Source organism: Afipia felis ATCC 53690 (genome assembly GCF_000314735.2).
In the GTDB taxonomy this organism is placed as follows: Bacteria; Pseudomonadota; Alphaproteobacteria; order Rhizobiales; family Xanthobacteraceae; genus Afipia; species Afipia felis.
In genome coordinates, this window is sequence record NZ_KB375270.1 from 1,436,169 (window position 1) to 1,460,826 (window position 24,658).

Genomic DNA, 24,658 nt, shown 5'->3' on the forward strand with positions numbered 1-24,658 from the left:
CAAAATGTTGTCAACGTAGTCGCGTGGTTTTTGGCTCACTCAATGGAATCGGTTTTGAAAATGTCCACGCAAACGACGACCTCGGTTTCGGAACGAGCCCTGCTCCTGCTCGAAACCATCGCCCAAGCGAAAGAGCCGCCGACGCTCAACGAACTGATGACCGCGATCCGATTGCCGAAAGCGACGACGCACCGCTTCGTCGCGCTGCTTGAGCGACTTGGATTCGTTCAGCGCGCCGCGGATGGACGACGTTATGAGGTCGGTAGCCGCCTCCTCGCCCTCTCACTCGATGGTATGCGTCGCTCGTTCGATCTCGCGCCACGCCGCGTCATCCTCTCCGGGCTGGTGAAAGAGATCGGCGAGACCTGCAACATCACCATGCTCGATGGCGAGCGCCTGATTTATCTCGATCGCGTCGAATCCGATTGGCCGCTGCAATTCCGCCTCAGCGTCGGCTCACGCGTGCCTTTGCATTGCACGGCAAGCGGCAAGCTGTTTCTCAGCCTGGCGCCAGCGCCACTGCGCAAGGCGCTGTTCCGCACGCAGCCGTTCCAGCGCTACACCGCGCGAACCCTGACCACCACGGAACAACTCGAGACCGAACTCGCACGAATTCGCCAGACCGGTGTCGGCACCGACAATGAGGAGTTCATGGAAGGCATGGCGGCCACCGCCGTTCCGATCCGGGATTCGCGCGGACGGATCTGTGCCACCGTCGCGGTGCATGGTCCCGTCACGCGACTGCCGCTCGCACGTGCGCTCGCATTGGTGCCCGCCTTGAAGAAAGCTGCCAAGGCTCTCGAGCAGACTCTCCTGTTCGATAACCCCTCTCCTGCTTCCGGTTCGTCGGCCAACGCCGCAGATGCACCGGCTTCTGTCCCACAGCATGCGGTGCATCCTGCGGAATAACAGCGCAGGCTGGGGCTTTATCAGCAATATCGGGCGACAGCGAAAAACCATGCTACCGGCATAGGTGAGGAAGCAGCTTTGTTCCTCACCGGCGGACAAAAATGCCGGTTTGTTTTCTTGAAAGCCGCGGTGGCGCGGGAGACAATTGACCTCGCACAGAAGGTCTCACGATGCCGCAACATTTATCTGCCGATCCGGCCAAGCATCCGGTGTGGAGCGAGCATGGCGCCGTCGCAAACCGCCGCTATTCCCCGGTGGTGCGCCTCGGCACCGTCGCGTTCTGGACCCTGATTGCAGGATTGCTGCTCGCGCGACTTCTCGTCGCCGATCCCAACACGTCCGAGACAACGGCTTCCACGCCGCAGACGCAGACCACCACCGCGCTTCGCTGACATCAAGATAGACAACCGGCGCCATCCGTCAGATGACGCCGGTTTTTTTATTAAGCCTGTTTCGTATCAGGCCTGCGCCCTCAACTCGCGCGCGGCCGCAACCATGTTCACGAGTGCAGGCCGCACCTCATCCCATTTGCGGGTCTTCAGCCCACAATCGGGATTGATCCAGAGCTGCTCATCCGCAAGACGATTGCGCGCGAGCTTCAGGAGCTCCGTCATCTCACTGATCTCAGGCACGCGTGGCGAATGAATGTCGTAGACGCCCGGACCGATTTCGTTGGGATATTTGTAGCTCTTGAAAGCGTCGAGCAATTCCATCTTGGAGCGCGATGTCTCGATCGAAATCACGTCGGCATCCATCGCGCCGATCGCATCGATGATGTCGTTGAACTCCGAATAGCACATGTGCGTGTGGATCTGCGTCTCGTCCTTCACGCCGGAGGCGCAGAGACGGAAGCTGCCCACCGCCCAGTCGAGATAGGTTTTCCATTCAGAGCGGCGCAATGGAAGGCCTTCGCGCAGCGCCGCCTCGTCGATCTGGATCATCGTCGCACCAGCCTTCTCGAGGTCGACCACCTCGTCACGAATCGCCAGCGCGATCTGGCGGCAGGATTCGCTGCGCGGAATATCGTCGCGCACGAACGACCAGTTCAGGATGGTGACCGGGCCGGTCAGCATGCCCTTCATTGGCCGCTCGGTCAGCGACTGCGCGTAGGACCACCACTCCACCGTCATCGGCTTGGGACGCGAGACATCCCCGAACAGGATCGGCGGACGCACGCAGCGCGAACCGTAACTTTGCACCCAGCCGTTCTTGGTGAAGACGAAGCCCGAAAGCTGCTCGCCGAAATACTGTACCATGTCGTTGCGCTCGAACTCGCCATGCACCAGCACGTCGAGACCGACTTCTTCCTGCCAGCGGACAGTGCGCTCTGTCTCTTCGCGCAGGAACTTGTTGTAGTCCGTGTCCGACAGCGCACCCTTGGTGTGGGCGGCGCGCGCCTTGCGAACTTCGCTGGTCTGCGGGAACGAACCGATAGTCGTGGTCGGGAAGGCAGGCAGCTTGAACTTCTCACGCTGCGCTTTCGCCCGCGCCGCGAATGCGCTCTTGCGCTTCGCCATGTCGGATGTGACCGCCTTGAGGCGCTCGGCGACGACCTTGTTGTTGACCTTAGGCGAGGTCTTGCGGGCGGCCGCTGCGGCAGCGGACGCTTCGAGTTCGGCGACGACACTGGCGCGGCCGGATGCGAGCGCCTTGCCCAGCGCGGACAGTTCGCTCATCTTCTGTAGCGAGAAGGCGAGCCAGCTTCGGACGTCGGCATCAAGCCCGGTCTCCACGTCGAGATCGATCGGCACATGCAGCAGCGAGCACGAAGGCGAGATCTCGACCTTATCGTTGCCGCGCGCGGCGACAACCGGCTCGATGCGATCGAGGATCGCTGGCAGGTTGGCACGCCAGATGTTGCGGCCGTCGATGACGCCGAGCGAGAACACCAGATCAGACTTTGCCTTCTTGATCGCAGCCTCAAGCTGTTCCGGCGCGCGGATCAGATCGAGATGTAGACCGGCGACCGGCAGTGCCATGGCGGTGTCGAAATTATCGCCGAGCGCACCGAAATAGGTGTTGAGCATCACCTTGATGTCGGGCACCTCGCGAGCGATCGTGGCATAGGCATTCCCCAGCGCATCGCGCGCGGCCGTGTCGAGATCGAGCACCAGGCATGGTTCGTCGATCTGCACCCACTCCGCGCCCTCGGCCGCGAGGCGCTTCAGTACCTCGATGTAAACCGGCAGCAGTCCATCCAGCAGCGACAGCGGATTGAGGGATGCATCCTTGCTCTTGCCGAGCTTGAGGAACGTGACCGGGCCAAGCAGCACCGGCCGTGTCTGATGGCCGAGCGCCTTGGCTTCCTTGTACTCGTCGATCGGCTTGGTGGACGACAGCGCGAAGATCTGCCCCTTGCTGAATTCAGGCACCATGTAGTGATAGTTGGTGTCGAACCACTTGGTCATCTCCTGCGCGGGCACGCCGTGACCGGTGTGATGCACATGGCCGTGCGCACAGGTCTCGGCGCTGCCTTCCGCGCCGCGCGCCATCGCAAAATAGGTCGCGAGCGATACGTTGCCGCCCTTCCAGCCGTAGATTTCCGGAATGGCACCGACCATCGCACTGGTGTCGAGCACATGATCGTACAACGAGAAATCGTTGGACGGGATGACGCTAACCCCGCGCGCCTTCTGGCGTGCCCAGTTCGCAGCTCGCAACTCGGCCGCAGTTGCGAGCAAGGCTTTCTCATCGATCTTGCCCGCCCAGAAGCTTTCCAGTGCGGTTTTCAGTTCGCGGCGCGGACCGATGCGCGGCGTACCAAGCGTGGCGACAGCGAGAGTGACAGACGAATTCGACATGGCTTCGAAACCCCGAAATACGAGAAACGGCGGGGATGAAGTGCGCGCACGCCAACCGAAGCGCGCGAGCACCTCAGGACTACGCCCACCGGACACCCCGCCCGTGGAAACATCTCGTCGCGGCAGGTCTCCTGGCTTGCGGGTCGCGGCCCACACCCGTCTTCCCAAAGCAGGAACGCTTCAGTGACACGATTGGATGCAGGCTCGCCGCTCACAGTTGCGGGGGCAGCGCCGGAATTAGCGCTTTATGCGCTTCACCGGCTTCCCTCTTAGCTTCGTCTTCAAGATGATGACGAAGACCACGACAGGTCGAAATATGACGTTGGGAAAAAATCAGTCAACGCGCGAGGGGTGGGATTATCGCTCGCCCTCGGTGGAATCCTGCCCATAGAACTTCACCCCGAGCTCGATCGGCTCTCGCCCGCAGGCCCGGCGGTGGGCATTGCTATCGCGCAGCGAATACACGCAGCCGCAATATTCCTGTTGGTAGAATTCTTCGCGCTTGCTGATGTCGATCATGCGCGCCGAACCGCCGCCCTTGCGCCAGTTGTAATCCCAATACTCGATGCCGTCGTACTTCGAGGCCGCGCGCTTTCCGCAATCATTGATCTGCGCCATGTTCTTCCAGCGCGAGATGCCGAGCGAACTGGTGATGACGGGGAAGCCGTGCTCGTGCGCATAGAGCGCGGTGCGCTCGAAGCGCATGTCGAAGCACATGGTGCAGCGGGCGCCGCGCTCCGGCTCCCATTCCATGCCCTTGGCGCGCGCGAACCAATTATCCTTGTCGTAATCGGCATCGATGAATCCGACGCCGTGCTTTTCGGCGAAGCGCACGTTCTCATCCTTGCGCAGCAGATATTCGCGCTCGGGATGGATGTTCGGGTTGTAGAAGAAGATGGTGTAGTCGACGCCGGAGGCCAGCATCGCCTCCATCACCTCGCCCGAGCACGGCGCGCAGCACGAATGCAGCAGAACTTTCTTCTGCCCACCCGGTGGATTGAGGATCGGTCGAACAAAATCATTCATCGCGTGGCTCGCCTGCAAAGGCTTTGTCGGTGATGGCTCTATCTAATGAGAGCCTCTCTATCCGTAAAGCGCGGTCGATTCGGGGATTCGATCGGAACAATCCTATTCCGCCGAATGTCCTTGGCCCCGGAACCAGAATCGCCGCACTGTGGTCAGCGCTGAAAGGCTTGAGGTTTTTACCAAGCCTCGGCCTGGCTCCGGGGATAACGGGGACCGTTTTAATCATTCCTTGACTCTTTCGGCCAAAGATCACCACATATAGATGTCACGGTTCCACTAGGCTCAAAATCTAGTGGCTAAGAGGGAAGCCGGTGAACCGCACCCGATGCGGAAATCCGGCGCTGCCCCCGCAACTGTCAGCAGCGAGCTGCTTCGCCATTACGTCACTGGCCTTGGCCGGGAAGACAAAGAAGCCGCAACGACCTGCAAGCCAGGAGACCTGCCGCGACACCGAAAAATCGTCCACGGACGGGGTGTCCGGCGGCCGCCAGCAATCGGCATTTTGCCGAGCGCTCAAGCGCCTCGACTCCCCGCCTTCCGCAATCCGCATCACGGGGCCTGTCGATGTCGCTGAACCTGCAAACTGCCAAAACTGAAAAAGTGCCGCTCATCCAATTGAGTCTCGATTCGCTGGCTTCGTCGCCGAGCGAACCGGCCATGCAGATCATACGACGCAACGGCACGGTGTCTCGCTTTGACCCGTCGAAGATTTCGATCGCGATGACCAAGGCGTTTCTTGCGGTAGAGGGACACACGGCGGCCGCATCGCGTCGTGTGCATGAGGCGGTCGAGCAACTGACGCACGAAGTTGTCGCCACCCTCACCCGCCGTCTCGGCGAAGGCCGCACCTTCCACATCGAGGATGTGCAAGATCAGGTCGAGCTCGCTTTGATGCGCAGCGAACACCACAAGGTCGCGCGCGCCTACGTGCTCTATCGCGAAGAGCGCGCCCGCGAGCGCGCCGCCGATAAAGCCACCGCGACCACGTCAAACGAGCCCGCGCTGCAGATGACGCTCGCGAACGGCACCCGCGTGCCGCTCGACCTCAAGCGCTTCGAACTCATCATTCGTGAAGCCTGCGAGGGACTCGACGCCGTCGATCCCGCACCGGTGCTCGCGGAAGCCCGCCGCAACCTCTATGACGGCATCAGCCAGGATGAGCTCGCGCTCGCCTCCATCATGGCGGCGCGCACACTGGTCGAACAGGAACCGAACTACGCCTATGTCAGCGCGCGTCTGTTGCTCGACAAGCTGCGCAGCGAGGTTCTGAGCTTCGTTCACGGCACGCCGAGCAACGCCTCTCAATCCGACATGGCGACGCGCTATGCCGAATATTTTCCGGCTTACATCAAGACCGGCATCGAATCCGAGCTGCTCGATCCGGAATTGGGCCGTTTCGATCTCGCCCGGTTGGCGGCCGCGCTGAAGCCCGAGCGCGACCTGCAATTTCAGTTCCTGGGGTTGCAGACGCTCTATGACCGTTACTTCCTACACGTGCATGGCGCGCGCATCGAGCTGCCGCAGGCGTTCTTCATGCGCGTCGCGATGGGCCTCGCCGTGCGCGAAATCGACCGCGAAGCGCGCGCGATCGAATTCTACAACCTGCTGTCGTCGTTCGACTTCATGGCCTCGACGCCGACGCTGTTCAATTCCGGTACGCTGCGCCCGCAACTCTCAAGCTGCTTCCTCACCACCGTCGCCGACGATCTCGACGGCATCTTCAAAGCGGTGAAGGACAATGCGTTGCTGGCGAAATATTCCGGCGGCCTCGGCAACGACTGGACGCCGGTGCGCGGCCTCGGCGCCCACATCAAGGGCACCAACGGCGAAAGCCAGGGCGTGGTCCCGTTCCTGAAGGTGGCCAATGACACCGCCATCGCCGTCAACCAGGGCGGCAAGCGCAAGGGCGCGGTGTGCGCCTACCTCGAGACATGGCACATCGACATCGAGGAATTCCTCGATCTGCGCAAAAACACCGGCGACGACCGCCGCCGCACTCACGACATGAACACCGCAAACTGGGTGCCCGACCTGTTCATGCAGCGCGTCGAAGCCGATGGCGAATGGACACTGTTCTCGCCGAACGAGACGCCGGACCTGCACGACCTTTACGGCCCGGCCTTCAAGACCGCTTATGAAGGTTACGAAGCGAAAGCCGCGCGCGGCGAAATCCGCGTCTTCAAACAAGTGCGCGCCACCGACCTGTGGCGGCGCATGCTGACCATGCTGTTCGAAACCGGCCATCCGTGGATCACCTTCAAGGACCCATGCAACCTGCGCTCGCCGCAGCAGCACACCGGCGTCGTGCATTCCTCGAACCTTTGCACCGAGATCACGCTCAACACCTCGGCGGATGAGGTCGCTGTGTGCAACCTCGGCTCGATCAACCTGCTCAATCACACCACGCGCGAGGGGCTCGACCGGGACAAGCTTCAGCGCACCATCACGACCGCAGTGCGGATGCTCGATAACGTCATCGACATTAATTTCTATACCATTCCCGAGGCGCGCCGCTCCAATCTGAAGCACCGCCCCGTCGGCATGGGCCTGATGGGTTTCCAGGATGCGCTGCATGTCCAGCGCATTCCGATTGCGTCCGACGCCGCTGTCGCCTTCGCCGACGAGAGCATGGAAATCATCAGCTATCACGCGATCTCGGCGTCGGTCGATCTCGCCGTTGAGCGCGGTCGCTATCCGTCCTTCGACGGTTCGCTGTGGTCGCAGGGTATCCTGCCGATCGACTCCGTCGCTATTCTTTCGAAGGCACGCGATGGCGCTCCACTGAACGCGTCCGCAACACTCGACTGGTCGAGCCTGCGCGAGCGCGTCCGCAAGGACGGCATGCGCAACTCCAACGTGATGGCGATCGCGCCGACGGCGACGATCTCCAACATCTGCGGCGTGGCGCAATCGATCGAGCCCTCCTATCAGAACCTGTTCGTCAAATCGAACATGTCGGGTGATTTCACCGTCGTGAATGAGCACCTCGTGCACGACCTCAAGTCACGCGGCTTGTGGGACGAAGTGATGGTGTCCGACCTGAAATATTTCGACGGCAGCGTCGGCCAGATCGACCGCGTGCCGGACGATCTAAAGGCACTGTATGCGACCGCGTTCGAAATCGACACCTCATGGCTGATCGAATCTGCTGCACGGCGGCAGAAGTGGATCGATCAGGCGCAATCGCTCAACCTCTACATCGCCAATCCGTCGGGCAAGAAACTCGACCAGCTCTATCGCCTCGCATGGCAGCTCGGCCTGAAGACCACCTATTACCTGCGCTCGCGCAGCGCCACGCATGTCGAGAAGTCGACCCTGAAGGGCACCGACGGCAAGCTCAACGCGGTGTCCGCATCGGGAATGCTGGCGCACGCGCCGATTATCATTCCGAACGCTACCGCGCCCGACCTTGATGGCGTCCATGCCTGTTCGATCGACAATCCCGACTGCGAAGCCTGCCAATAAGAACAAGAAAGGAAAGTACGATGCTCGACTGGTCAGATTCCACAGCCGCACCTTCACCTGCCGTCGTGTTCAACACCGAGCAGCCCTCCGAGCAGACGGGTCTCGGTGAGATCGACCGCTCCGGCGGCCGCGTGTCCGTTGATGAAAAGCGGATGATCAACTGCCGCGCCGACGTCAATCAGCTGTTGCCGCTGAAATACAAATGGGCATGGGAGAAATATCTCTCGGGCTGCAACAATCACTGGATGCCGACCGAAGTCTCGATGCAGGCGGACATCGCGCTGTGGAAATCACGCGACGGCCTCACTGAGGACGAGCGTCGCGCGATCAAGCGCAACCTCGGCTTCTTCGCGGCATCCGAGAGCCTCGTCGCCAATAACATCGTGCTGGCGATCTACCGCCACCTCACCAATCCCGAATGCCGGCAGTATCTGCTCCGGCAGGCCTTCGAGGAAGCGGTGCATACGCACACCTTCCAGTATATCGTCGAAAGCCTCGGCCTCGATGAAGGTGAGTTGTTCAACATGTACCGCGAGGTGCCGTCGATCACCGACAAGGCGGCATGGGCGCTCAAGCACACCCAGAACCTCGACAACCCGGACTTCAAGACCGGCACCGTTGAAGCCGATCAATCGTTCCTGCGCGATCTCGTCGCCTTCTATGTGGTGTTCGAAGGCATGTGGTTCTATACCGGGTTCGCGCAGATTCTCTCGCTCGGCCGGCGCAACAAGATGGTCGGCATCGCCGAGCAGTATCAGTACATCCTGCGCGACGAGAGCATTCATCTCAATTTCGGCATCGACGTCATCAACCAGATCAAGCTTGAAAACCCGCATCTGTGGACCAAGGCGTTCCAGGAAGAGGTGCGCGGCATGATCCGTGAGGCTGCCGAGCTTGAAGCCGCTTACGGCCGGGACACGATGCCGCGCGGTTTTCTCGGGCTGAACGCAGCTCTGTGCGAACAGTACATGCACTTCATCGCCAATCGCCGCTGCGCGCAGATCGGCCTTGCGCCAGTGTTCGCGGAAACCGAGAATCCCTTCCCGTGGATGTCGGAAGCGATGGACTTGAAGAAGGAGAAGAACTTCTTCGAGACCCGCGTGATCGAATACCAGAACGGCGGCGCACTGAGCTGGGAATAGCCATCACGGGCACAGGTGACATTCTCTCAAAAGGCTGCCGCGAACGGCAGCCTTTTTCGTTGCAGCACAACCATAACGGTAACGGCTAATGCCGCGCCGGAGCGTTCATGTCGATCGATCTGAGCGTGAGAGCGAGCGGCGCCATGACTGCGCCGATCAAAGAGAGCCACCAGAACACGTCGATATAAGCCAGCAGATTGACCTGCTGCTGCAACATCTGAGCGATATAGGCGAGCGCCTGTGCCGCCGCGTCCGTCGCATTGGAGCCTTGCGCCTCGAAAAAGTGCGTCACGGCGGCGAGGGTCTGCTGATAGCCAACATCGGACGGCGCAATGTGTTCGATCAGGCGGCTTTGATGGAATTGCTGGCGCTGCGCCAGAATGGTCTGCACCATCGCCACTCCGATCGATCCTCCAAGATTGCGTGCAACATTGATCAGGGCCGATGCCTGATTCGTCTTTTCGGGTGGCACGCCTTCATATGAAGCCGTGGTGATGGGAAGGAACAGCAGCGGCAAACCGAGCGCGAGATAGATTCGTGACATCGCGGCATAATCATAGGTGATGTTATCGGTGAGACCGGTGAGGTGCCACATCGACAGACCTGCAATCGCCGCACCGGCCGCAATCAGATACTTCGCCTGCACGAGCCCGATCAGCTTTCCGGTGACCGGCATCATTACGAGCGTTACAAGCCCTCCCGGTGAAAGTACCAGCCCTGCCAGCATGGCTGTGTAACCCATTTCGGTCTGCAGAAATTGCGGAAGGATCTGCGTCGTCGCCACCACGATGGCACCCGTTCCCAGCATCGCCAGAAAGCAAGTGCCGAACTGCCGCTGGCCCAGCAGCCTGATGTCGACGATGGGATCGTCGCGCATCAACTCCCAGAAGATCAGCGTGATCAGACAGGCGGCGGAGAGGACGGCGAATGCCACGATCATGTTCGACCCGAACCAATCGTTGCGCTGCCCCTCGTCGAGCACGAATTCAAGCGATCCCAACCCGACGGCGACGAGGGCGAACCCCACATAATCGACGCGCAAGCCTTTGCGGAGGAGCTCCTTTCGCTCCTCCTCGGCACCCGATGGTTCGCTCACCATCGTCCCGACCAGAAACAGTGAAATCAAACCCATCGGCACGTTGATGAGAAATACCCAATGCCAGGAATAGGTATCGCTGATCCATCCGCCAAGCGTGGGACCAACGATCGGCGCGACCACAACCGCAATGCCGTAAATCGCAAATGCCTGTCCTCGTTTTGCCGGAGGAAACGAGTCGGCAAGGATCGCCTGTTCACTCGTCGCCATCCCGCCTCCGCCAAGCCCTTGCAGGATACGAAACAGAACAAGCGAGTGAAGATTCCAGGCCAGGCCGCACAACAGCGACGCAACGGTGAAGACCGCAACGCAACTCATATAAAAGCGCTTGCGGCCGATGACGGTCGAGAGCCAACCGGAGATCGAAATCACGATGGCGTTGGCGACGAGATAGCTCGTGATGACGTAAGTACTCTCATCGAGGCCCACCGCCAGACCGCCTGCGATATAGCGAAGCGAGACATTGGCAATCGTGGTGTCGAGTACCTCCATGAAGGTGGCGATCGAAACCACGAATGCGATCAGATAAGGATTATGTCCTCCCGCGGCCGAGCGCTCAGGAGACCAGCCTCCTGCCGCTCCCCCTTGAACTGCATCGCTCATCGCACTTTTGTCCAGGGCACGACGGACATGCCCGGACCGATCGGAATATCCGCCGGCCAGTGATCGACAATGATCTTCACCGGCACACGCTGCACCACCTTCACGTAATTTCCGGTCGCGTTCTCAGCCGGTAACAGACTGAACGCCGTCCCCGAACCGGGCTGCACCGATGCGACATGACCCGTGAGCTTGCGATCCGGATAGGCATCGATGGTGAATTCCACCGGCTGACCCGGCCGCATGTATTGGAGCTGCGTCTCCTTGTAGTTCGCAACGATCCACACATCGTCCGGCACGAACATCATCAGGCTTTGCCCTGCCGTAACGAAAGAGCCGACCGCGCCGGACAACCTCACCACATGCCCGGCCTGTGCGGCGGTGACACGGGTATATTGAAGATTAAGGTTCGCCTGATCGAGCTGGGCCTGCGCCTGCTGCAGCGAGGCACGCGCACCTTCGAGCTGTGCTTCGAGCGTTGTAATTCCGAGCCTGGCCGCACTCAGCGCTGCATTACTCCGCGTCATATTCGCTTCCTGAGAGCGGAGATTCGAGCGCGTCTGCTGCTCGTTCTGCACCGTGCCGGCGCCCTTCTGCACAAGGTCTTTCGCGCGGCCTTCTTCCTGTTGTGCAAATTCAAGCTGCGCCTTGGCCTGATCGACCTGCGCCTGTGCCTGATCGATCTGCTCGTGCTGGCTGTCGATCTGTGCCTTGACGTTATCGATATTCGCGCGCGCGACGGCGACCTGTGCCTTCGCCTGATCGGCAGCATTCCGGTAATCACGATCATCGATCCGGGCCAGAAGTTCACCCGCTTCGACATGCTGGTTGTCCGTGACGGGAACCTCGACTACATAGCCGCCGACTTTCGGAGCCACAGAGAAGCTGCGCGCGGCGACGAACGCATCGTCCGTGGATTCATAGTCCCGGACATCAAGCCAGTATGCGAGGCCGCCGACCAACACAGCAAGGAGAACGACGGCAATGACGGCCGTCAGCTTCCAGTGCTCGCGCATGCGATCCATCCGTGACGGCGCGGGCTTATGCTCATCCTTCGGTTGGCTATCCCTGTCGCGGTTTTTCAGCGGATCGGGCTCATTGGGGCGAGCCTCGGCCCGTTGAGGCTTTTCCGCGTCGGTCTTCCGCTCTGAGGTTCGCGCGTCCAATGCAAAGTGCCTCGGATTTGTCGTCTTGGGGTGACGTGCGAAGCGGAACTTGGTTCCCGGAACGGTGGCCCTCCTTCATCAAGAACTTGCGCACTCAGATCACGGCCGCTCGACTGCGCTTTTGAGGCTCCCTGGAACGTCATCCGTCCTCGGCTATTTAATTTTTAAAATCCGTTCCGGAGGAAAATCATGGGGCTCGCGACATATGCCGTCATCGACCACACATCGAAATGGGTCGTTCTTCACGACGGGGAGCCGGAAGGCGACTTCGCAACTAAGGAAGCCGCTTTTGAGGCCGCCATTGCGGCAGCGTCTCTGGCCGTTCGCGAAGGCCATGAGGTGCATGTCAGCGTGCCGGGGCGGGAGCCCGGAAGAGGAACGCTTGGCATTCCCACCGAAGGGTAGTCGCGCGCCTTTTCACTCTTCAGTGAAAATCCCGAGACGCAGGAAGAATCCGCACCTCGCGGGGATGCCCCGCCTTAACTGTCGCAACCAGTCGTTTCTCACCTGTTTCCTCTGATGGATTCATATCCAGATACGGCCGCAGGGTGTCGTTCGCGAGCCCGATCAGATCGGAGGTTCGATCGAACAAGCGATCCGCAACCAGATGAACCACCTTGTCGGGGCTGCTCTGGATGATGCCCTCGACCTCGACGAGCCGCGCGCCCATCACCTCCTTGCGGAATTTTTCCATCACCTTCGGCCAGACGACGATATTGGCGATGCCGGTCTCATCCTCCAGCGTCATGAAGACGACGCCGTTCGCGCTACCCGGCCGCTGGCGCACCAGCACAACGCCCGCACAGCGCACGCGCCGTTTGTCGTTCTCATGAGCAACCGTCGCGCATGAAACTACACCCTCTTCCGTGAACATCGTGTGCAGGAATTCCATCGGATGCCCCTTCAAGGACAACCGTATCGTCTGATAATCGGCGACCACCTCTTCCGGGAGCGGCATTTGCGGCAATGGCTGCGCACCTTCGTCCGGCTGTTCGCGGGCAGCTGCCGATTGAAACAGCGGCAGCGACACGTCGTCCGGCAACCGGCGAACGGCCCACAGCGCGCTGCGGCGATCCAGCCCCAGCGAGCGGAATGCATCGGCATCGGCCAACAGGATCAGCGCGCGCTTCGGCAGGTTCGTCTCGCGCGCGAAATCCTCCAGCGAGGTAAATGGCTGCCTCGATCGCGCTTCAACGATCGCCTCTCCCCAGTCTTCCGATTTTGCCTTGCCCTGCACCCGGCGCCATCTCTCCTCATCCGGATCAGCGCATTTGAATCCGTCGATCTGCCGGAAGCCGAGGCGCAGCGCGTGATATTTGCCGCTCTGCCCTTCCAGAGCGTTCTGTGAAAAGCTGTGCGAGACATCGACCTCGCGGACGTCGACGCCGTTCTGACGCGCATCGCCGACGATCTGCACAGGCGCGTAGAATCCCATCGGCTGCGAATTCAAAAGCCCGCAGGCAAATGCATCGGGGTGGAAGCATTTCAACCAGGCCGACACATACACAAGCTGGGCGAACGCCGCCGCGTGGCTTTCCGGAAAGCCGTAACTGCCGAATCCTTTGATCTGGTCGAAGCAACCTTGCGCGAATTGCGGATCGTAACCGCGCGCGATCATGCGGCCGACCATGCGCGTCTCGAATTTCGGCATGGTACCTACATTACGAAATGTCGCCATCGCGCGGCGCAACCCATTCGCTTCCGCAGAGGTGAATTCCGCCGCCGTCATCGCGATACGCATAGCCTGCTCCTGAAACAGCGGAACACCAAGCGTCTTGCGCAGGATAGATTTCAGTTCGTCCGGATTTCCACCTTTGGGATAGGGATATTCGATCTCCTCTGGCTTCATAGACCGCCGCTTGAGATAGGGATGCACCATGTTTCCCTGGATCGGCCCCGGCCGGACGATCGCGACTTCGATCACGAGATCGTAGAATTCGCGTGGCTTCAGCCGCGGTAGCATGGTCATCTGCGCACGGCTCTCCACCTGAAACACGCCGATGGATTCGCCCCGGCACAGCATGTCGAAGACCGGACCGCTATCGTCGTTCTCCGCCTTGATATCCGCCAGTTCGTAACGCCTGTCCTTGTGCTCCGCGATCAAATCAAAACACTTCCGGATACAGCTCAGCATGCCAAGCGCCAGCACATCGACCTTCATCATACTCAAAGTATCGATGTCATCCTTATCCCATTCGATGAAGGTGCGATCCTCCATCGCAGCATTTCCGATCGGCACATAAGTGTCGAGCCGGTCCTGCGTCAGCACGAAGCCGCCGACATGCTGGGACAGATGGCGCGGAAATTCGATCAGTTCCGTCGCAAGCTCGACAGCGCGTACGATCATCGGATTGGCCGGATCGAACCCGGCCTGCTTGACCTGCATCTCGCTGAGGCCATGGCCCCAACTCCCCCACACCGTATCCGCCAGCGCAGCGGTGACATCTTCCGTCAGTCCCAGCGCCTTGCCTACATCGCGAATGGCACTGCGCGGGCGATAATGGATCACCGTCGCGACAATTGCTGCGCGATTCCTTCCATAACGCTGGAAGACGTATTGCATCACCTCCTCGCGGCGCGAATGCTCGAAATCGACATCGATATCGGGCGGCTCAAGCCGCTCCTCGGAGATGAAGCGCTCGAACAGCACGTCGGTTTCGGCGGGATTCACCGAGGTGATGCCGAGCATGAAGCAGACCGCCGAATTAGCGGCAGAACCGCGCCCCTGACATAAGATGCTCTGCGAGCGGGCATAGCGCACGACGTCATGCACCGTGAGGAAGTAATGCGCGTAACCGAGCTTTTCGATCAGACGCAATTCCTTTTCGATCGTGCCGCGCAATTTCGCATCGACGCCTTCAGGGAAATATTGCCTGATACCCGCCTCTGTCAGATCGCGCAGATGCTCCTGCGCTGTCTTCCCCGGCGGAACCGGCTCGTCGGGATATTGATACTTCAACTGGCCGAGCGAGAAATCAATGCGGTCGGCAAAGCGGATAGTCTCTTCCAGGGCATCGGGATAATCCTTGTAAAGACGCACCATCTCCTTGTGCGGCTGCAAATGGCGTTCGGCATGGGCTTCGAGCTTCCTGCCGATTTCATGAATGGTGGCCTTCTCGCGAATGCAGCTCAGCACGTCCTGCAGCGCCCGGCGGCGATGAAAATGATACAGAACGTCGTTCGTCGCGATCAACGGCACGTGCGCCGTGGTCGCCAGCCGCTCGAGACGCGACATCCGGCGACGATCGTCTCCGTGGAAGAACATGGTAGCCGCAAGCCACACACCTTCCACTGGCAGCTTTTTCAGTGCATCGAGCGTTCGCAGGATCTTACCACCGTCGAGCCTGTAAGACGGCATCAGAACCAGCAACTGGCCTTCGCTGAATTCGGCGAGGTCATCGAAGCGCAGAAGGCATTCGCCTTTCTCCGCGCGCAGCTTTCCCTTGCTCAGCAACCGGCACAGACGGCCGTAAGCCACGCGATCGCGCGGATACGCCAGAATGTCCGGCGTGCCGTCGTCGAACACCAGACGCGTGCCGACCAGCAGCTTCGGATTGTAACGGACCTTACGATTCTTGTTGCCCAGTTCGCCATAGGCACGCACCACGCCCGCCAGTGTGTTCCTGTCGGCGATGCCGATGGCATAAAGACAATAGCGGCTGGCCTTGTGGACATATTCCTGCGGATGCGAGGCCCCGCGCAGGAACGAAAAATTCGTGGTGACGCCAATCTCCGCGTAGATCATGCGAACACTCCCTGCATGAACCAGCGAAATTCAATCGTTTCCCTGCGATGGATGCCTTCGCGATAAAGCCAGAACCGGCAGCCCTCGCTGTCCTCGATACGGAAATAATCACGCGCGCGCGCTTCCTTGTGTTCGACCGGGTCGAGTCCGGCCGCAAGATTCCACCATTCCGGCGCGATACGCTCGGGCCCTTCCACCTGAATGATCCGATGTTGCACCCTCCGCCACCTGAAATGCGCCGGAGGCCCATGTGGAAAATCCGCGATGACATCGATCGGCTCGGGATGAACGAACATCCGCAACGGCCGCAACGGCGGCTCATTCTCGTACCGCTGCGGCCATTGCGCCGATAAAATCTTCGGCAAATGATGCTGCGCCTGCACGGCCAGCGCCGCACGCTCCGGAATATGCGTATCCTGCGGCAGATACACCTTGATCCGCGAACCGCCGAGCCGTGCGGCCAGACGGTCTATCAGCGCGGCCACATCGTCATTGTCCTGTGCGCGGGCATCGAGATCGCGTTGCTCCTGCACGACGTCTTCGACGCGGCTTGCGGACAGGCGGATGAGATCGAACCCGAATCCCGGATCGATCGGATCGGCCAGCGCGCCGAACCTCTCACGAAACAGGCGCTCCATGACGCCGACGCGCGTTACCGCCTGGCCTGCCTCGACGGCAATGGTGCGCACCGCGCCGTCGGTACGAAAGAAGCTGGCCTCCAGCCGTCGGGCGCCCTTGCCCTGCCGCTCCATCATGCCGACGAGTTTCTGCGCCAACCCCGATAGTGTCGCAGCGACTGCATCTTCGGTCGCGACCGGCTCAGGAAAATGCTTTTCCACCATGAAGTCCGGTGGCACCCGGCGCGGACTGATCGGGGCATCGCATTGCCCGAGCACTTCGCGCAGCAAATCGGTGAATGCCTTGCCGAACCGCGCGGCGATCTCGCGCGGTTCACGGGAGGCAACATCGCCGATGGTCTTCAGCCCCGCACGGCGCAGTCCGCGCGTGATCGCATCTTCCACGCCGAGCGCGAACACCGGCAGCGACCTGACGGCTGTTGCCTCTTCGCCTTCCGGCACGATCCGGCTGCGCGTCGCCCGCGTCAGCGCACGCGCGCAGGCCGGCGTTCCGGCAATCGCGGCGTTCGCGGCGAAACCCTGCCGCGACAGTGAATCGCAAACGCGCGACAGCATCGCCGCCTCGCCACCGAACAGATGCGCACAGCCGCTGATATCGAGAAACAATCCGTAAGGCAGATCGAGTGCCACCAGCGGCGTGAAGCGGTCGCACCAGTCCGCGATATCGGCAAGCACCTGCATATCGGCAGCTTCGTCGGCGTCAAATACTTCGATGTCGAGACAGATCGCGCGCGCATTGGCGAGCGGCGCTCCGATCTCAAGCCCGAGGGCCGCCGCCGCATCGTTCATGGCGACGACCTGCAGCGCATTGTTGCGTTTGTCCGCGATGATCCAGGGGTTACGGAAAAACGCGTCATCCGGCCCGGCGCATGCGCGCGACCGATCCTCCCGCATGAGCCGGCGCTTGATGCGGTCGGTCGGCAGGCGCGGCAACCAGAGGCTGAGAATACGTCGCCGGTTCACGGAAGATACGCTCATCACAATCCCACTCCATGATCCATCGCCCTGTCTGCCCATGCCGGTTGCGAACGAGTTCTGCATCGAGAACAGGCGCGCCCCAGGCAATCCAGTCCGGTCCGGGCGGAGAACGCCTTGCACGCACGATCCAGCGCGTTTCCGCGGTGCTGATGACGGGTTCGCTTGACGTGGAAAGCATCACGCACGGCACGCCGCTTGATCGGGCCGCGAGCGTCAGCCTGCGGCTTGCGACGAGATCGAATGTCTTCGCGCCACCCCACAATTCGAGGATCACCGCGCCCAGCGCATCGCAGGCCAGCGCATCGGCGGCGACCTTCAACCCTGTTTCCGCATTGGGCACGCTCACCAGCACCAGCCGGCGCGGGTCGAGTCCCAGTTCGGCAAACCCGCTCATCGACAAGGCGCCGGCTTCGGTTTCCGCAAAATCCTGTTGCACCCAAAGCAGCGGCCTGTGGTTCGACAACCGCTCCGCGATGCCCGCGACAAAGCCGGTTGCGGCGACCGATTGCCGGGTCTCGAGGGCGAACACCTCATGCAGTGCGCCGCGCAACAGGCCGCCCTGCAGCGTCGCATCCGCTCCGGCATGACCGAGCGCCACGTGTTCGGCATGCAGCGGCATGGTCTGCGCCTCGAGATGGCGGATGGTGTCCTGCAAGGACGCAAGCGTACTCATACGCGCGCTGGTCATGCGCCCGGTCCTGAAATCCAAGGCCTTCCTCGCTTGTCTCAACGAGGAGCGGCCATCTATGTTCATGTTATGTTCTAGTATAGTCCTATCGAGGCAGGGTAAGTCAACCGGAGTCTGAGGAGCCGTTTTTCTTCAACAAAATCAAATATATTCAGGCCCTGGAAACTTGCCGGATCGCTCCGCTCTGGTGGTCGCGATGGGCGCAATGGCGGCGCAATGCGCGTTCTCGACGAACTCAAGCTGGCCGCCTCTTACCTGAAGAATGTTTAGACGCGCGCTTGCTCAACCGACGTGCCGTTTGGCCGCATGCTCGGCAGGCCCAGAAGAAACGTCTGTCTTCAGAAGCCGCTCCAGTGTCTCCAGCCGGTCTGCTTCGCCCGGCGGCTTGTCCCAGCGCAGGCGGTTGATGCGCGGAAAGCGCATCGCGACGCCAGACTTGTGGCGCGGCGAACGCGCCAGCCCTTCGAACGCAACCTCCAGCACGAGCCCCTTGTCCGGCTCATGCACGACGTGACGCACGGGGCCGAATTTTTCCGTGGTGTTGCGGCGGACGAAACGGTCGATCTGGAGTAGTTCCTCGTCGGTGAAACCGAAATAGGCCTTGCCGACCGGCACAAGCTGATCGCCCTCCTCCCCGTCCGTCCAGACACCAAAGGTGTAATCCGAATAATAAGACGAGCGCTTGCCGTGACCGCGCTGGGCATACATCAGCACGGCGTCGATGACATGCGGATCGCGCTTCCATTTCCACCACTGGCCTTTGGGACGGCCCGGCAGATACGGCGCATCGCGACGCTTCAGCATGACACCCTCCACAGCGTCGGCATCATCGCCCGCACCGGCGCTCGCAGGATCGGCGCGCGCGGCCGTCAGTTCGGGCCATGTCGAAAAAGGCACACGCGGTGACAGATCGATGCCCGGATCATCCAGCCGCGCGATGAACGATTCCAGATGTTCGCGCCGCTCGGCGAACGGCAATTCGCGGAGGTCGTTTTCATCGTCTGCCAGAAGATCGTAGGCGCGCAGATGGATCGGATAATCCTTCATCAGTTTCGGCGTCACGCTTTTACGGTTGAGCCGCTGCTGCAACACGTTGAAGCTTTGCACGCGCCCCTCACGCAGCACCAGCAACTCGCCGTCGATGGCGCCGGGCAACCGGAGCGACGGCACCAGATCCGGAAAACTCCGAGTGATGTCCTCGCCGCTGCGTGAATAAAGCCGCGCAACGATCTCGCCATTTTCATTGCGGCCGCTCACCGCCTGCACGCGGATGCCGTCCCACTTCCATTCGGCGATGAAGTCCGCGGGATCAAGAGCATCGAAATCGGCATCCTCCACCGCATGCGCCAGCATCACCGGACGGAACGGCGCCGGGTCGCGGTTGACCGGCTTGTCGGCGTGGCCTTCCAGCCAGGCGAACAGATCGAGATAAGGCGGTGCAAGGCCCGGCCAGATCAGTTCGATCTCATGCGGGTCCTTGCCGCCGAGCGCGGCGGCGGCGGTCTTGGCCAGCCGCGAGGAAACGCCGATGCGAAGGCTTCCCGTGACAAGCTTGAGCAGGGCCCAGCGCCCGGTCTCGTCGAGCTGGTCGAGCCATCGCACGAGTTGCGCAGGCAACTCGGTCTTGCCGAGTGTATGGAAGGTGGTGACGACCTCGCTCAATGTGGGGGACGGCTGATTGTGGCCGGGCACGCCGCGTTCCGGTGTCGGCCACATCAGCGCGACGGTCTCGGAGAGGTCGCCGACATAATCGTAGGAGAGCGCAAACAAGGTGGGATCGGTGCGTTCCGCAATCAGATCGCGGATCAATCCCGGCTTGGCATGACGAAACGACAGCGCACCGGTCAGCGCGGCGAGCGCATAGCCGCGATCGGGGTCTTCGACCTCACGGAAGTAAGCTGTCATCAGCCGCAGCTTGTTGTTGCGGCCTGGCTCATAAGCAAGACGATCAAGCAAATGGGCGAAACGGTTCATGCGGCGCCGCCCTCTTCCGCAACCACGCTCGCCCCTTCATCTTCCTCGCCATAGCCGACGAGATCGAGCGGCCGTGCTTTCAGCCCCTTGGTTTCGCACCAATGCACCAGCGCATCTTCCTGCCCGTGCGTTACCCAGACTTCGCCCGCACCGGTCGCGGCGATGGTCGCGGTGAGACCATTCCAGTCAGCATGATCTGAAATAACGAGCGGCAGTTCTATGCCCTTCTGGCGCGCGCGGGCACGCGTGCGCATCCAGCCCGAGGCGAAGGCGGCCACCGGATCGGGAAAGCGTCGCGTCCAGATATCGGTGATGGCGGATGGCGGCGCCAGCGTGATGGTACCCGCCAGATCGGCCTTCCTGGCATCACGGGCAAGCCGCAATTCGCCAAGATCGATGCCGCGGCTCTGATAATAGCGCGTGATACTTTCCATCGCGCCGTGCAAATAAATTGGTGCGCCGTAACCGGCTTTGCGCAACAGCGCCATCACGCGTTGCGCCTTGCCGAGCGAATAGGCCCCCACCAGATGCGCGCGCTCGGGAAACAGCGAAACGGAATCGAGCAGCTTGCGGATTTCGCCGTCCGCATCGCCATGCCGGAAGATCGGCAATCCAAATGTCGCCTCGGTGATGAACACATCGCACGACACGATCTCGAACGGCGTGCAGGTCGGGTCCGGAGCATCCTTATAGTCCCCGGAGGCGACGATACGCAGGCCGCCATGATCCACCGCGATCTGTGCCGAGCCGAGTACATGGCCTGCGGGATGGAAGCTGACCTCGATCTTGCCGAGCTTGAGAGGCTCGCCATAGGAAATCACCTGCGTCGAGCCAGCGAAATTATCGCCGTAGCGCAGCCGCATGATGTCGAGGGTTTCCTGCGTCGCCAGCACCGCACCATGACCCGGCCGGGCATGATCCGAATGGCCGTGGGTGATGAGCGCCCGCTCCACCGGCCGGACAGGATCGATATGAAAGCCGCCCGGCTTGCAGCAAAGCCCGGCGGCGGTGGGCAACAGGATATCCTGGGGGCGCATGCCGATCATATAGGAGGCGCGGACGGGGTTGGGAGTAGCTCTCCTGCTGGGCGGACGGGAATTGGCGGCGGAACTTGCGCCATCCCCTCGACCTGAGAGGTGCGGCAGCCTACTTTATCGGCGTGGCTCTGATCGAACCCTCATCCCTCCATCCTCTGTTGCCGGATGCGTTTTTGCGCTGGTTTGCCGCGCGCGGCTGGGCGCCGCGCGTGCATCAGCTCGCACTATTGGAAAAGGCGTTCGAAGGCCGCTCGACTTTGCTGATTGCGCCGACAGGCGCGGGCAAGACACTGGCGGGATTCCTGCCGACACTGGTGGAATTGGGATCGCCCAAACCCTCCCGCTCCAGACTCATTTCCACCGGGCGTGACGTCCGGCAGGGCGAAGGCCTCCACACACTTTACATTTCGCCACTGAAGGCGCTCGCGGTCGATATCGCACGTAACCTCGAACGCCCGATCGCCGACATGAAGCTGCCGATCCGGGTCGAGACCCGCACCGGCGACACACCCGCCTCCCGCCGTCAGCGGCAACGGCGCTATCCGCCGGACATCATGCTGACGACGCCGGAGCAGCTTGCGCTGCTGCTGTCGTCCGATGATGCGCCCTATATGTTTTCGTCGCTCAAGCGCATCGTGCTCGACGAACTGCATGCACTGGTTACCTCGAAGCGCGGCGACCTGCTCGCACTCGGCCTCGCACGGCTGTGGACGCTTGCACCGCAGGTAACCGCCATCGGCCTGTCCGCCACGGTGGCCGAGCCCGAGTCGCTGTGCCGCTTTCTGGTGCCGCAAAAACAAGGTGAGACGCGTGCAGCCGATCTGGTGATTGCTGATGCAGGGGCCGCACCGGTCGTCGAAATGCTCGACACACGCGAGCGCCTGCCCTGGGCCGGGCATTCGGCACGCCATGCGCTACATGAAATCTACGATCTGGTGAAGGCGAACAAGACCACGCTGATGTTCGTCAACACCCGCTCGCAGGCAGAGATGCTGTTTCAGGATCTGTGGCGCATCAACGACGACAACCTCTCCATCGCTTTGCATCATGGCTCGCTCGACGTCGCGCAGCGCCGCAAGGTCGAGGATGCGATGGCGGCCGGCAAACTGCGCGGCGTGGTCTGCACCTCCTCACTCGATCTCGGCATCGACTGGGGTGACATCGATCTCGTCATCAATGTCGGCGCGCCGAAAGGTGCTTCGCGCCTGATGCAACGGATCGGCCGCGCCAACCATCGCCTCGATGAACCTTCGCGTGCGGTGATGGTGCCTGCCAATCGGTTCGAAGTTCTGGAGTGCCGAGCCGCCATCGACGCTGTAGCGGAGAACGCGCAGGACACCCCGCCGCTGCGCTCCGGCGCGCTTGACGTGCTGGCGCAGCATGTGCTCGGCCGCGCTTGCGGCGAACCATTCCTTGCGGACGAACTCTATGACGAAGTGCGCAGCGCCGCGCCCTATGCGGAATTGGCGCGCGCCGACTTCGACGACGTGATCGATTTCGTCGCCACCGGCGGCTATGCGCTGAAAAGCTACGAGCGCTTCGCGCGCATCAAGCAGGATAAATCGGGACGCTGGCGTGTCGCCAATCCGAAAGTGCGGCAGAGCTACCGTCTCAATGTCGGCACCATTGTCGAGGAGCCGATGCTGAAGGTGCGTCTCGTCCGCGCGCGACGTGGTGGTAGCGGCGTGACCGGACCGATCGCGCGCGGCGGACGGCTGTTAGGTGAGATCGAGGAGTATTTCATCGAGGGCCTGGTGAGTGGCGATACCTTCGTATTCGGCGGCGAGATCGTGCGCTACGAGGCACTGGTGGAAGATCAGGTCTATGTCTCACGCGCCAACGACGCCGACGCCAAGGTGCCGTCCTACATGGGCGGCAAGTTTCCGCTCTCGACCTATCTCGCCGAGCGCGTGCGCCTGCTGCTCGCGGACCGCAAGGCATGGGCGGCATTGCCCGAGCAGGTGCGCGACTGGCTGTCGCTGCAGGCGGCGTTCTCGCAAGTGCCGGGGCCGCGCGAACTGGTGGTTGAAACCTTCCCGCGCGCCGACAAGCATTATCTCGTCTGCTATCCATTCGAGGGACGCCTCGCGCACCAAACCCTCGGCATGCTGCTGACGCGGCGGCTGGAGCGTGCCCGGGTGCGACCTTTGGGATTTGTCGCCAACGAATACGCGCTGGCGGTCTGGATGCTGGGCGATGCCTCGGCGATGATCCGCAACGGCCAGCTCGATCTCGATGCACTGTTTGATCCTGACATGCTCGGCGACGATCTTGAGGCCTGGCTCGCCGAATCCGCGCTGATGAAGCGCACCTTCCGCACCTGCGCGGTGATCTCGGGGCTGATCCCGCGCCGTTTCGCCGGCGAGGAAAAATCGCGGCGGCAAGTGCTGTTCTCGACCGACCTCGTCTATGACGTGCTGCGCAAGCACCAGCCTGACCATGTACTGCTGCGCGCTGCCCGCGCCGACGCCGCCACTGGCCTTTTGGACATCCGTCGCCTCAGCGATATGCTGGCGCGGATCAAGCGACGAATCACCCATCGGGAACTCGACCGGATTTCCCCACTCGCAGTGCCGGTGATGCTGGAAATCGGGCGCGAGGCGGTCTATGGCGAAGCCTCCGACGAACTGCTGGCGGAAGCCGCCGAGGAACTCGTGAAAGAAGCAATGGCGCGGGACTCATGACGATTGCTTCAGCTACCTCGGCTGCACTGCATGTCGTGCGCGTCGCCGGCATCGACATGATTGCTGATCTTTCTGGTGCGCTGTTCTGGGTCGACGAGCGCCTGCTCGTCGTCTCCGACCTACATCTGGAAAAAGGCTCAAGCTTCGCCACCCGTCGCGTGCTGCTACCACCTTACGACACCGCTGCAACACTGGCGAAACTGCAGGCGGTAATCGCGCGGCACGATCCACGCACGGTGATCGCGCTCGGTGACAGCTTCCACGATCGCGACGCACATCATCGGCTCGATGCGTCCGACCGCGCAACGCTGACGCAATTGCAGGCGCGGCGCGACTGGATCTGGATCGCCGGCAATCATGATCCGGCACTGCCCCGCGATATCGGCGGCACGGTCGCCGATGAAGTCCAAATGGGACCGCTGACCTTCCGTCATGAGCCGACCGGCGCGTATGGTGAAATCGCCGGCCATCTACATCCCAAGGCCCGCGTCAGCCGCCGCGGCCGCTCGATCGAACGGCGCTGTTTCGCCAGCGACGGCGAGCGCGCAGTGATGCCGTCATTCGGCGCCTATACCGGGGGCCTCAGCATCCGCGATGAAGCGTTCCGGGCCATCTTCCAGACCTCCGGCTTCATCGCTCACCTTCTCGGCGACCGTCAGGTTCATCGCATCACCGCTGCTCGGTGTTATTGAGCGACGCGCGAGATCAA

Annotated in this window: 16 protein-coding genes and 2 riboswitches; of the genes, 7 read left to right on the plus strand and 9 right to left on the minus strand. The window is 61.5% G+C overall.

The window, feature by feature from the left end:
- Nucleotides 1-60 precede the first annotated feature (60 nt).
- Nucleotides 61-909 (plus strand): IclR family transcriptional regulator, encoded by an 849-nt coding sequence (locus tag HMPREF9697_RS06790; protein WP_040308159.1) that lies wholly within the window; start codon nt 61-63, stop codon nt 907-909.
- Between the two features lie 170 nt (nt 910-1,079).
- A complete protein-coding gene (locus HMPREF9697_RS06795) occupies nt 1,080-1,301 on the plus strand; it encodes a hypothetical protein (protein WP_002716439.1) in 222 nt (73 codons plus the stop codon).
- A 66-nt stretch (nt 1,302-1,367) separates the two neighbouring features.
- Here the strand turns inward: HMPREF9697_RS06795 and metE are convergent, their stop codons facing one another.
- Nucleotides 1,368-3,710 (minus strand): 5-methyltetrahydropteroyltriglutamate--homocysteine S-methyltransferase, encoded by a 2,343-nt coding sequence (gene metE, locus HMPREF9697_RS06800; protein ID WP_002716440.1) that lies wholly within the window; start codon nt 3,708-3,710, stop codon nt 1,368-1,370.
- Nucleotides 3,711-3,814: 104 nt separating this feature from the next.
- Nucleotides 3,815-4,029: riboswitch (cobalamin riboswitch) on the minus strand.
- 38 nt (nt 4,030-4,067) lie between these two features.
- Complete coding sequence (locus HMPREF9697_RS06805) at nt 4,068-4,736, minus strand: epoxyqueuosine reductase QueH (RefSeq protein WP_002716441.1); 669 nt, start codon at nt 4,734-4,736, stop codon at nt 4,068-4,070.
- Nucleotides 4,737-4,987: 251 nt separating this feature from the next.
- A riboswitch (cobalamin riboswitch) is annotated at nt 4,988-5,197 on the plus strand.
- A 103-nt stretch (nt 5,198-5,300) separates the two neighbouring features.
- Between HMPREF9697_RS06805 and HMPREF9697_RS06815 the strand changes: the two genes are divergently transcribed.
- Both HMPREF9697_RS06815 and HMPREF9697_RS06820 read left to right on the plus strand, forming a co-directional pair.
- A complete protein-coding gene (locus tag HMPREF9697_RS06815) occupies nt 5,301-8,201 on the plus strand; it encodes a ribonucleoside-diphosphate reductase subunit alpha (protein ID WP_002716442.1) in 2,901 nt (966 codons plus the stop codon).
- Between the two features lie 20 nt (nt 8,202-8,221).
- Nucleotides 8,222-9,343 (plus strand): ribonucleotide-diphosphate reductase subunit beta, encoded by a 1,122-nt coding sequence (locus HMPREF9697_RS06820; RefSeq protein ID WP_002716443.1) that lies wholly within the window; start codon nt 8,222-8,224, stop codon nt 9,341-9,343.
- A gap of 85 nt (nt 9,344-9,428) precedes the next feature.
- On the opposite strand, the gene HMPREF9697_RS06825 is transcribed toward HMPREF9697_RS06820, so the two are convergent.
- Nucleotides 9,429-11,042 (minus strand): DHA2 family efflux MFS transporter permease subunit, encoded by a 1,614-nt coding sequence (locus tag HMPREF9697_RS06825; RefSeq protein WP_002716444.1) that lies wholly within the window; start codon nt 11,040-11,042, stop codon nt 9,429-9,431.
- Nucleotides 11,039-12,205 (minus strand): HlyD family secretion protein, encoded by a 1,167-nt coding sequence (locus HMPREF9697_RS06830; RefSeq protein WP_002716445.1) that lies wholly within the window; start codon nt 12,203-12,205, stop codon nt 11,039-11,041. The genes HMPREF9697_RS06825 and HMPREF9697_RS06830 overlap by 4 nt, the downstream gene beginning before the upstream one ends.
- A 189-nt stretch (nt 12,206-12,394) precedes the next feature.
- On the opposite strand from HMPREF9697_RS06830, the gene HMPREF9697_RS06835 reads away from it, so the two are divergent.
- Nucleotides 12,395-12,610 carry a hypothetical protein gene (locus HMPREF9697_RS06835; protein ID WP_002716446.1) on the plus strand — a complete coding sequence of 72 codons (216 nt, stop codon included), beginning with the start codon at nt 12,395-12,397 and terminating at the stop codon, nt 12,608-12,610.
- A gap of 19 nt (nt 12,611-12,629) precedes the next feature.
- Here HMPREF9697_RS06835 and HMPREF9697_RS06840 read toward each other — a convergent pair whose 3' ends face one another.
- The 5 genes from HMPREF9697_RS06840 to HMPREF9697_RS06860 form a co-directional block, all read right to left on the minus strand.
- Nucleotides 12,630-15,950 carry an error-prone DNA polymerase gene (locus tag HMPREF9697_RS06840; protein WP_002716447.1) on the minus strand — a complete coding sequence of 1,107 codons (3,321 nt, stop codon included), beginning with the start codon at nt 15,948-15,950 and terminating at the stop codon, nt 12,630-12,632.
- Nucleotides 15,947-17,482 (minus strand): Y-family DNA polymerase, encoded by a 1,536-nt coding sequence (locus tag HMPREF9697_RS06845; protein ID WP_002716448.1) that lies wholly within the window; start codon nt 17,480-17,482, stop codon nt 15,947-15,949. Before HMPREF9697_RS06845 ends, HMPREF9697_RS06840 begins: the two co-directional genes overlap by 4 nt.
- Nucleotides 17,442-18,254, minus strand: coding sequence for an ImuA family protein (locus HMPREF9697_RS06850; RefSeq protein WP_040307843.1), 813 nt, complete (start codon nt 18,252-18,254; stop codon nt 17,442-17,444). Before HMPREF9697_RS06850 ends, HMPREF9697_RS06845 begins: the two co-directional genes overlap by 41 nt.
- A 282-nt stretch (nt 18,255-18,536) precedes the next feature.
- The gene (locus HMPREF9697_RS06855; protein WP_002716450.1) at nt 18,537-20,228 is read right to left on the minus strand and encodes a cisplatin damage response ATP-dependent DNA ligase; all 1,692 of its coding nucleotides are present in this window, start codon (nt 20,226-20,228) and stop codon (nt 18,537-18,539) included.
- Nucleotides 20,225-21,265, minus strand: coding sequence for a ligase-associated DNA damage response exonuclease (locus tag HMPREF9697_RS06860; RefSeq protein ID WP_040308161.1), 1,041 nt, complete (start codon nt 21,263-21,265; stop codon nt 20,225-20,227). The genes HMPREF9697_RS06855 and HMPREF9697_RS06860 overlap by 4 nt, the downstream gene beginning before the upstream one ends.
- Before the next feature lie 122 nt (nt 21,266-21,387).
- Here HMPREF9697_RS06860 and HMPREF9697_RS06865 point away from each other — a divergent pair, with 122 nt between their 5' ends.
- Together HMPREF9697_RS06865 and pdeM are read left to right on the plus strand one after the other, a co-directional pair.
- Entirely contained in the window at nt 21,388-23,949 is a 2,562-nt protein-coding gene (locus tag HMPREF9697_RS06865) for a ligase-associated DNA damage response DEXH box helicase (protein ID WP_040308162.1), read from the plus strand.
- A complete protein-coding gene (gene pdeM, locus HMPREF9697_RS06870; protein WP_002716453.1) occupies nt 23,946-24,641 on the plus strand; it encodes a ligase-associated DNA damage response endonuclease PdeM in 696 nt (231 codons plus the stop codon). The genes HMPREF9697_RS06865 and pdeM overlap by 4 nt, the downstream gene beginning before the upstream one ends.
- The last annotated feature ends 17 nt before the right edge of the window (nt 24,642-24,658 follow it).

Coding starts and splice junctions, on each gene's coding strand:
- HMPREF9697_RS06840 (WP_002716447.1), bottom strand. CDS start 15,950: ATGATCTACGCGGAGATTGGCGTCACCACGAATTTTTCGTTCCTGCGC.
- HMPREF9697_RS06820 (WP_002716443.1), top strand. CDS start 8,222: ATGCTCGACTGGTCAGATTCCACAGCCGCACCTTCACCTGCCGTCGTG.
- pdeM (WP_002716453.1), top strand. CDS start 23,946: ATGACGATTGCTTCAGCTACCTCGGCTGCACTGCATGTCGTGCGCGTC.
- HMPREF9697_RS06825 (WP_002716444.1), bottom strand. CDS start 11,042: ATGAGCGATGCAGTTCAAGGGGGAGCGGCAGGAGGCTGGTCTCCTGAG.
- metE (WP_002716440.1), bottom strand. CDS start 3,710: ATGTCGAATTCGTCTGTCACTCTCGCTGTCGCCACGCTTGGTACGCCG.
- HMPREF9697_RS06790 (WP_040308159.1), top strand. CDS start 61: ATGTCCACGCAAACGACGACCTCGGTTTCGGAACGAGCCCTGCTCCTG.
- HMPREF9697_RS06855 (WP_002716450.1), bottom strand. CDS start 20,228: ATGAACCGTTTCGCCCATTTGCTTGATCGTCTTGCTTATGAGCCAGGC.
- HMPREF9697_RS06845 (WP_002716448.1), bottom strand. CDS start 17,482: ATGCGGGAGGATCGGTCGCGCGCATGCGCCGGGCCGGATGACGCGTTT.
- HMPREF9697_RS06795 (WP_002716439.1), top strand. CDS start 1,080: ATGCCGCAACATTTATCTGCCGATCCGGCCAAGCATCCGGTGTGGAGC.
- HMPREF9697_RS06850 (WP_040307843.1), bottom strand. CDS start 18,254: ATGACCAGCGCGCGTATGAGTACGCTTGCGTCCTTGCAGGACACCATC.
- HMPREF9697_RS06835 (WP_002716446.1), top strand. CDS start 12,395: ATGGGGCTCGCGACATATGCCGTCATCGACCACACATCGAAATGGGTC.
- HMPREF9697_RS06815 (WP_002716442.1), top strand. CDS start 5,301: ATGTCGCTGAACCTGCAAACTGCCAAAACTGAAAAAGTGCCGCTCATC.
- HMPREF9697_RS06805 (WP_002716441.1), bottom strand. CDS start 4,736: ATGAATGATTTTGTTCGACCGATCCTCAATCCACCGGGTGGGCAGAAG.
- HMPREF9697_RS06860 (WP_040308161.1), bottom strand. CDS start 21,265: ATGCGCCCCCAGGATATCCTGTTGCCCACCGCCGCCGGGCTTTGCTGC.